Here is a 4,532-nt window from a genome sequence, read left to right on the forward strand (position 1 = left end):
GCGGGCCGCGGCGGCCCGGGGCGTGGCCGCCGCCCCTGCGGGCGGTCCTCTTCGACCGCGACGGCACGCTCGTGCACGACGTGCCGTACAACGGCGACCCGGCGCTGGTGCGCCCGGTCGAGGGCGCGGCGGAGGCCCTGCGCCGGGTGCGCGCGGCCGGGCTGGCCACCGCGGTGGTCACCAACCAGTCCGGCATCGCCCGCGGCCTGCTCACACCGGAACGGGTGGACGCCGTCAACGCGCGCGTGCAGGAGCTGCTGGGCCCCTTCGACGCGGTGCTGCACTGCCCGCACGGCCCCGCCGACGGCTGTGCCTGCCGCAAGCCGGAGCCCGGGATGGTGCTGGCGGCCGCCCGCCGCCTGGGGGTCTCGCCCGCCGAGTGCCTGCTCGTGGGGGACATCGGCGCCGACGTGGAGGCCGCGCTGGCCGCCGGGGCCCGGGCCGTGCTGGTGCCCACCCCCGTCACGCGGCAGGAGGAGGTGGCTGCCGCGCCGGTGGTGGTGCCCTCGCTGGCCGAGGCGGTCGAGGTGGCGCTGGCGGCGGCCCGGGAGCGGTCGTGACCCGCGTCCTGGCCGCGCGCCTGGACTCCGACGGCGACGTGCTGCTCACCGGGCCGGCGCTGCGGGCGCTGTCGGCCACCGCGCACGGCACCGGAGCAGGTGGCGGCCGGCTGGACCTGCTGGCCTCCCCCGCCGGTGCGGGCGCGGCGCGGCTGCTGCCGGGGGTGGACGAGGTCCTCGTCTTCGACCCGCCGTGGAGCGGCTTCACCCCGGTGCCGGTGGACCCCACCGCGGTGACCGCCCTCGTGGAGCTGGTGCGCGGGCGCGGCTACGACGAGGCGGTGGTCTTCACCTCCTTCCACCAGAGCCCGCTGCCCCTGGCGCTGCTGCTGCGGCTGGCGGGGGTGCCGCGGATCGCGGCGGCCAGCGAGGACTACCCCGGCTCGCTGCTGGACGTGCGCCACCGCCGGGAGGTGCCCGGCGCGCCGGAGCGGCACGAGGTGGACGCCGCCCTGGACGTGGCGCGGGCGGCCGGGCACGAGCTGCCCGCCGGCGACGACGGGCGCCTGCGGGTGCGCGCGGACCTGCCCGGTGCCCGCGCCGCCCTCGGCGGCCTGCTGCCGGAGGACCCCTTCGCGGTGGTGCACCCCGGCGCCTCGGTGCCGGCGCGCGCGCCCTCACCGGAGGAGGCGGTGCGCATCGCGGCGGCGCTGGCCGCCGACGGCTGGCCGGTGGTCGTCACCGGCGGGCCGGGCGAGACGGCGCTGACCGCGCGGGTGGCCGCCGGCTGCGGCGGCACGGACCTGGGTGGACGCACGGACCTGCCGGTGCTGGCGGGGGTGCTGGCCGAGGCGGCGGTCGTCGTCGTGGGCAACACCGGCCCGGCGCACCTGGCCGCGGCGGTCGGCACCCCCGTCGTCTCCCTCTTCGCCCCGGTGGTGCCGGCGGCGCGGTGGGCGCCGCACGGGGTGCCGGTGGCGCTGCTGGGTGACCAGGGCGCGGCCTGCGCCGGCAGCCGCGCCCGCACCTGCCCCGTGCCCGGGCACCCCTGCCTGGACGGGGTGGTCCCGGCGGCCGCGGTGGCCGCGGCCGCCGCCCTGGCCGGGCGCGACGACCCCCGGGGACGGCGCGCAGCCGAGCGCGCCGCGGCCCCGACGACCCTGGCAGGAGGACGGCTGTGAGGATCCTGACCTGGCACGTGCACGGCTCGTGGATGACGGCGTTCGTGCAGGGCCGCCACGACTACCTGCTGCCGGTGCTGCCGGACCGCGGCCCCGACGGGCGCGGGCGGGCGCGGACGTGGACCTGGCCCGCCTCGGCGGTGGAGGTGACCCCGGCGCAGCTGCGCGAGGCCGACGTGGACCTCGTCGTGCTGCAGCGGCCGGAGGAGCTGGAGCTCGTGGAGCGCTGGACGGGGCGCCGGCCCGGGGTGGACCTGCCCGCGGTGTACGTCGAGCACGACGCCCCGCGCGCGGGGGCCGCGGACAGCCGCCACCCGCTGGCGGACCAGAGCCGCATCCCGGTCGTGCACGTCACCCACTTCAACCGGACGTTCTGGGACTGCGGCTCGGCGCGCACGTTCGTCGTGGAGCACGGCGTGCTCGACCCGGGTGCGCTGTACACCGGGGCTTCGGCGTCGCTGGCGGCGATGGTCAACGAGCCGGTGCGGCGCTGGCGGGTGGCGGGCACCGACCTGCTGCTGCGGGTGGCCGAGCAGGTGCCCGTGGCGCTGCACGGCATGGGGGTCCGGGCGCTGGCCGCTCAGGTGGCCGCCGGCCCCGCCGGGCACCACCTGAGCGTGCTGGAGGACCTCCCGCAGGCGCGGGCCCACGCCGAGCTGGCCCGGCACCGCGCCTACCTGCACCCCTACCGCTGGACGAGCCTGGGGCTCTCGCTCATCGAGGCGATGATGATCGGCATGCCGGTGCTGGGGTTGCCGGTGACGGCGGCGCCGGAGGCGGTGCCGGCGGGCGCCGGGGTGCTCTCCAGCGACCCGGACGTGCTGGTGGCCGCGGCGCGGCGCTGGCTGCACGAGCCGGAGGAGGCGCGCGAGCGCGGTGCGCTGGCGCGCGAGCACGCGCTGGCGGCGTTCGGCGTGCAGCGTTTCCTGGACGACTGGGAGCGGGTGCTGGCGGAGGTGTCCGGCGGTGCGCTGGCCGGTGCGTCCGCCACGTCCGGGGAGGGAACCCGATGAGGATCGCGATGGTCTCCGAGCACGCCAGCCCGCTGGCCGTGCTGGGCGGGGTGGACGCCGGTGGGCAGAACGTGCACGTCGCCGCGCTGGCGTCGGCGCTGGCCGACCGCGGCCACCAGGTCGACGTCTACACCCGCCGCGACGCCGCGGACCTGCCCGAGCGGGTGCTGATGCGCCCGGGCGTGGAGGTCGTGCACGTGGCGGCGGGGCCGCCGGCCGCGCTGCCCAAGGACGAGCTGCCGCCGTTCATGCCGGCCTTCGGCAAGGAGCTCGCGCGGGCGTGGTCGGGGGCGCGGCGCCCGGACGTGGTGCACGCCCACTTCTGGATGTCGGGCACGGCGGCGCAGCGGCCGGCGGAGGCGCTCGGCATCCCGTGGGTGCAGACCTTCCACGCCCTGGGCGCGGTGAAGAAGCGCTACCAGGGCGCCGACGACTCCAGCCCGCCGGAGCGCATCGGCGTGGAGCGGCGCCTGGCCCGGGAGGCGGACCTGGTCATCGCCACCTGCAGCGACGAGGTGGCGGAGCTGCACGCCGCCGACGCGGTGCCGCAGCGGGTGCGGATCGTGCCGTGCGGGGTGGACACCGACGCGTTCACCGTCGAGCGCGACCCCCGCACGAAGGTTCCGGTGCCGCTGCGCCGGCGCCGCGGCGCGGCGGCGCTGCTGACGGTGGGCCGGCTGGTGCCGCGCAAGGGCGTCGACCCGGCGGTGGGGGCGCTGGCGCCGCTGCGGGGCGCGGAGCTGGTGGTGGCCGGCGGCGCCGACGTGGCGGAGCTGGCGCGCGACCCGGAGGCGGTGCGGCTGCAGGAGCTGGCCGCGGACCTGGGCGTGGCCGAGCGGCTGCGGATGCTGGGGCGGGTGCAGCCGGAGCACCTGCCGGCGCTGATGCGCTCGGCGGACGTCGTGCTGGCCACGCCCTGGTACGAGCCGTTCGGCATCGTGGCGCTGGAGGCGATGGCCTGCGCCCGGCCGCTGGTGGCCACGGCGGTGGGCGGGATGCTCGACACGGTGGAGGACGGCGTCACGGGCCGGCTGGTGCCGCCGGGGCGCCCGCGCACCCGCCCGGAGGCGACGGCCGCGGACATCGCGGCGGCGGTGCGCTCGCTGCTGGCGGACAGGCGGCAGCTGGCGCGGATGGGCGCGGCGGGACGGGAGCGGGCGGTGCAGCGCTACGACTGGCAGCGGGTGGCGGCGGCGACGGAGGCCGCCTACGCGGACCTGCTGCGCTCGGCGCGGCCGGTGGGGCGGCCCTCGACGCACGCGTGGGTGCGCCAGCACGTCACGGAGCTGCAGGAGGTCCTGGGGTCGCTGGAGGCGGAGGCGGACCGGCTCGACCGCTGGGGTCGGCACCTCGTGGAGGTGGTCGACGCCGGTGGGCGGCTGCTGGTGGCCGGCAACGGCGGCAGCGCGGCGGAGGCGCAGCACCTGACGGCGGAGCTGGTGGGCCGCTTCGAGGGTGAGCGGCGGCCGCTGTCGGCGATCGCGCTGCACGCGGACACCTCGACGGTGACGGCGGTGGTGAACGACTACGGCGGCGAGGAGGTCTACGCCCGCCAGGTGGAGGCGCACGGGCGCCCCGGCGACGTGCTGCTGCTGCTGTCCACGAGCGGGCGCAGCCCGAACGTGCTGCGGGCCGCGGAGCGGGCGCGGGAGGCGGGGCTGCGGGTGTGGGCGATGACGGGGCGGGAGCCCAACCCGCTGAGCGCGCTGGCCGACGACGTGCTCGCCGTGCCGGGGGCGTCGACCTCGGCGGTGCAGGAGGGCCACCTCATGCTGGTGCACGCGCTGTGCGCGGCGGTGGAGGCGCACCTGCCGGCGCAGCGCCCGGGCGAGGTCGCA

General features: G+C 79.0%; 4 protein-coding genes and 1 pseudogene. All 5 read left to right on the plus strand.

The window, feature by feature from the left end; translation table 11 throughout:
* Positions 1-35: 35 nt before the first annotated feature.
* Entirely contained in the window at positions 36-560 is a 525-nt protein-coding gene (locus ABEB16_RS16525) for a D-glycero-alpha-D-manno-heptose-1,7-bisphosphate 7-phosphatase (protein WP_345713323.1), read from the plus strand.
* On the plus strand, positions 557-1,681 hold the full coding sequence (locus tag ABEB16_RS16530) for a glycosyltransferase family 9 protein (protein ID WP_345713320.1): 1,125 nt from the start codon (positions 557-559) through the stop codon (positions 1,679-1,681). The genes ABEB16_RS16525 and ABEB16_RS16530 overlap by 4 nt, the downstream gene beginning before the upstream one ends.
* Complete coding sequence (locus ABEB16_RS16535; protein ID WP_345713321.1) at positions 1,678-2,694, plus strand: glycosyltransferase; 1,017 nt, start codon at positions 1,678-1,680, stop codon at positions 2,692-2,694. The genes ABEB16_RS16530 and ABEB16_RS16535 overlap by 4 nt, the downstream gene beginning before the upstream one ends.
* Positions 2,691-3,905: pseudogene (locus ABEB16_RS16540) on the plus strand (glycosyltransferase); the annotation flags it as partial. The gene ABEB16_RS16535 and the pseudogene ABEB16_RS16540, both read left to right, overlap by 4 nt.
* Positions 3,906-3,959: 54 nt before the next feature.
* A partial coding sequence (locus ABEB16_RS22835) for a D-sedoheptulose-7-phosphate isomerase (protein WP_425560229.1) occupies positions 3,960-4,532 on the plus strand: 573 nt, incomplete at its 3' end.

This window comes from Kineococcus glutinatus (genome assembly GCF_039542765.1).
In the GTDB taxonomy this organism is placed as follows: Bacteria; Actinomycetota; Actinomycetes; order Actinomycetales; family Kineococcaceae; genus Kineococcus_A; species Kineococcus_A glutinatus.